We start from the raw sequence: 4,229 nt of genomic DNA, 5'->3' as shown, positions 1-4,229 counted from the left end.
TTTGAGGATGGATATTCCTCCTATTGATTTACATGCTAGCACTCAAATGGATATAAGGACACCTGAAAAAGCCAAATTTTTATCTGATGTTGGTTTTTCACAAATAGTATTAGCTCGTGAGCTTAATTTAACTGAGATAGCTAAAATTCATGAGCAAATTGATGCAAAAATAGAATTTTTTATACATGGTGCGCTTTGTGTGGCATTTTCAGGACAGTGTTATATCTCACATGCACAGACAGGGCGTAGTGCAAATCGAGGAGATTGCTCCCAAGCTTGTCGACTTCCTTTTACCTTAAAAGATGATCAAGGGCGCATTGTTGCTTATGAAAAACATTTATTATCAATGAAAGATAATAACCAATCAGATAATTTGAACGAATTAATTCAAGCAGGTGTACGCTCCTTTAAAATAGAAGGACGTTATAAAGATCTAAGTTATGTTAAAAACATTACAGCCTTTTATCGTCAAAAATTAGATACTATTTTGTCAAATTCGTCTAATTTACAATCAGCGTCAAGTGGTCGAACTGAGCACTTTTTTATACCAGATCCTCACCAAACATTTCATCGAGGAAGTACAGATTATTTTGTACATGGAAGAAAATCCAATATAGGTGCATTCGATTCACCTAAATTCATTGGTTTGCAAATTGGTGAGATAACTCAAATTACACCTAAAACTATCGATATTAAATCTGAGAAAATATTAACTAATGGAGATGGCCTAAATGTACTAATAAAACGAGAGATTTTTGGATTTAGAGCTGATAAGGTGGAGAAACTTTCGGCTAATCAATATCGAATTCACCCAAATGAAATTCCTAAGCCGCTTTTTTCAATAAAATTACCTTATAGAGTGAATCGAAATCTTGATCATGTGTGGCAACAAAATTTATTGAAAGAATCAAGTAATCGTAGAATTGGTGTGTCATTAAAACTATATAATATTGAAAAAAGTATAGAGCTAATTGCAAAAAGTGAAGAGGGCATTTGTGTTAAGTTAGAACTTAATGGGGAATTTGAACTTGCGGATCAACCAGATAAATCATTAAAAAACATTAGAGATAATTTATCTAAATTAGGAAAAACTATATATTATCTTACTGATTTTGATTTAAATTTATCAAAAATTTATTTTATTTCAAGTAGTCAACTAAATCAGCTTCGAAGGGATACTATTAATAAATTAACTGCTAAAAGATTAACAAGTTATTGTCGCCAAAAACGTAAACCAGAACAAAGCCCAGTTTCGTTTTATCCTGAAAATCATTTGAGTTTTTTGGCAAATGTTTATAATCACAAAGCAAGAGAATTTTATACACAACATGGAGTTGAATTAATTGAAAGTGCCTATGAAGCACATGAAGTTAAAGAAGATGCGCCCTTAATGATAACCAAACATTGTTTACGGTTTGCGTTTAATTTATGTCCAAAACAAGCAAAAGGAATTCAAGGTGTTAAAACTAAAATTACGCCAATGAAATTAATTCAAAATAATGAAGAATTATTGCTAAAGTTCAATTGTAAAGCTTGCGAAATGCAAGTATGGGGTAAAATAAAAAAACACATTTTAAAAATGCCACTTCCTGGAAGTGAGATTATATTTATGGCAAAGAAATAAAGCATTTGAATAAAAATATCTTATGATAAATGAGGGTGATTTAACAGTTCGTAATAATATACATTATTTAACATAATATACATTATGCGCACTTAAGCTAATTATAAATTAGAAAAAAATTTCTTATTACTGTTTCACAAAATTTAAATAAGCTAAAACGTTATGATATTATGTTGATGCTATTCTAACCCAGCCCCCTTCGGACTCGAAATTAATAAAACAACTTTAGAAGAAGCAAAAGAAAAATATTCTTTAATAGAAGACGGAATAAGTAAATACTCAAAAGGACCTGTATATATTATTAAAAATAGCGAGCTACCGCTTGATTCCTCGGAAGTAACACTTATTTTTTCAAAAGATGAAAACATACTACTATATATTTCAGCTACATTTAATAAATCTAAATTTGAATCCTTGTATAAAAATTTATCAAAAAAATATAAATTAATAGCAGAAAAAAGACCGTTCGTCGGCAATCAATATGCTAAATACACAGATGATCAAACTTTTATCGTACTATCTGCCCCTCACATGTCTTTTGAGTCAACTCTTGAATATATTTCTAAAGAATTTGATAAAAAAGTAAAAGAAATGAGTACACAAGAAAAAGAACAGAAAAATAACAAAGAATTGAATTCTTTATAAATTTTTGTTTTACAAGTGGAAAGCATCACTCTGTGATACTTTCCACTTTTTCTATTTTAATCATAAAAGTACCTCTGAATAATAATGTGTCGCCCTGATTTGTTAGTATCCGTTGTTGTGATGTTATAGCAACATAAGATTGTGAACCTGACGAATTAAATTGTGATGCATTTTGTAAATACAGGAAAATTAGATACACCCTCACCCTTAAGTTGAAATAAATATTGAATATCAATATGTTAAAGTGAAAATAATGTATATTATGTTAAATAATGTATATTATTACGAACTGTTAAATCACCCTCATTTATCATAAGATATTTTTATTCAAATGCTTTATTTCTTTGCCATAAATATAATCTCACTTCCAGGAAGTGGCATTTTTAAAATGTGTTTTTTTATTTTACCCCATACTTGCATTTCGCAAGCTTTACAATTGAACTTTAGCAATAATTCTTCATTATTTTGAATTAATTTCATTGGCGTAATTTTAGTTTTAACACCTTGAATTCCTTTTGCTTGTTTTGGACATAAATTAAACGCAAACCGTAAACAATGTTTGGTTATCATTAAGGGCGCATCTTCTTTAACTTCATGTGCTTCATAGGCACTTTCAATTAATTCAACTCCATGTTGTGTATAAAATTCTCTTGCTTTGTGATTATAAACATTTGCCAAAAAACTCAAATGATTTTCAGGATAAAACGAAACTGGGCTTTGTTCTGGTTTACGTTTTTGGCGACAATAACTTGTTAATCTTTTAGCAGTTAATTTATTAATAGTATCCCTTCGAAGCTGATTTAGTTGACTACTTGAAATAAAATAAATTTTTGATAAATTTAAATCAAAATCAGTAAGATAATATATAGTTTTTCCTAATTTAGATAAATTATCTCTAATGTTTTTTAATGATTTATCTGGTTGATCCGCAAGTTCAAATTCCCCATTAAGTTCTAACTTAACACAAATGCCCTCTTCACTTTTTGCAATTAGCTCTATACTTTTTTCAATATTATATAGTTTTAATGACACACCAATTCTACGATTACTTGATTCTTTCAATAAATTTTGTTGCCACACATGATCAAGATTTCGATTCACTCTATAAGGTAATTTTATTGAAAAAAGCGGCTTAGGAATTTCATTTGGGTGAATTCGATATTGATTAGCCGAAAGTTTCTCCACCTTATCAGCTCTAAATCCAAAAATCTCTCGTTTTATTAGTACATTTAGGCCATCTCCATTAGTTAATATTTTCTCAGATTTAATATCGATAGTTTTAGGTGTAATTTGAGTTATCTCACCAATTTGCAAACCAATGAATTTAGGTGAATCGAATGCACCTATATTGGATTTTCTTCCATGTACAAAATAATCTGTACTTCCTCGATGAAATGTTTGGTGAGGATCTGGTATAAAAAAGTGCTCAGTTCGACCACTTGACGCTGATTGTAAATTAGACGAATTTGACAAAATAGTATCTAATTTTTGACGATAAAAGGCTGTAATGTTTTTAACATAACTTAGATCTTTATAACGTCCTTCTATTTTAAAGGAGCGTACACCTGCTTGAATTAATTCGTTCAAATTATCTGATTGGTTATTATCTTTCATTGATAATAAATGTTTTTCATAAGCAACAATGCGCCCTTGATCATCTTTTAAGGTAAAAGGAAGTCGACAAGCTTGGGAGCAATCTCCTCGATTTGCACTACGCCCTGTCTGTGCATGTGAGATATAACACTGTCCTGAAAATGCCACACAAAGCGCACCATGTATAAAAAATTCTATTTTTGCATCAATTTGCTCATGAATTTTAGCTATCTCAGTTAAATTAAGCTCACGAGCTAATACTATTTGTGAAAAACCAACATCAGATAAAAATTTGGCTTTTTCAGGTGTCCTTATATCCATTTGAGTGCTAGCATGTAAATCAATAGGAGGAATATCCATCCTCAAA

At 30.0% G+C, this 4,229-nt stretch carries 2 protein-coding genes; one reads left to right on the top strand and one right to left on the bottom strand.

The window, feature by feature from the left end; translation table 11 throughout:
- On the top strand, nucleotides 1–1,624 hold a 1,624-nt coding region (locus tag A9G31_RS08470), incomplete at its 5' end, for a peptidase U32 family protein (RefSeq protein WP_081299393.1).
- Between the two features lie 981 nt (nucleotides 1,625–2,605).
- Here the strand turns inward: A9G31_RS08470 and A9G31_RS08460 are convergent.
- Nucleotides 2,606–4,229, bottom strand: a 1,624-nt coding sequence (locus A9G31_RS08460; RefSeq protein WP_081299393.1) for a peptidase U32 family protein, incomplete at its 5' end; no start/stop codon positions are given.

Source organism: Gilliamella sp. Gris1-4 (genome assembly GCF_001690335.1).
In the GTDB taxonomy this organism is placed as follows: domain Bacteria; phylum Pseudomonadota; class Gammaproteobacteria; order Enterobacterales; family Orbaceae; genus Gilliamella; species Gilliamella apicola_P.
The sequence above is the reverse complement of the archived record's forward strand: the minus strand, read 5'-3'. Positions and strand labels throughout refer to the sequence as shown.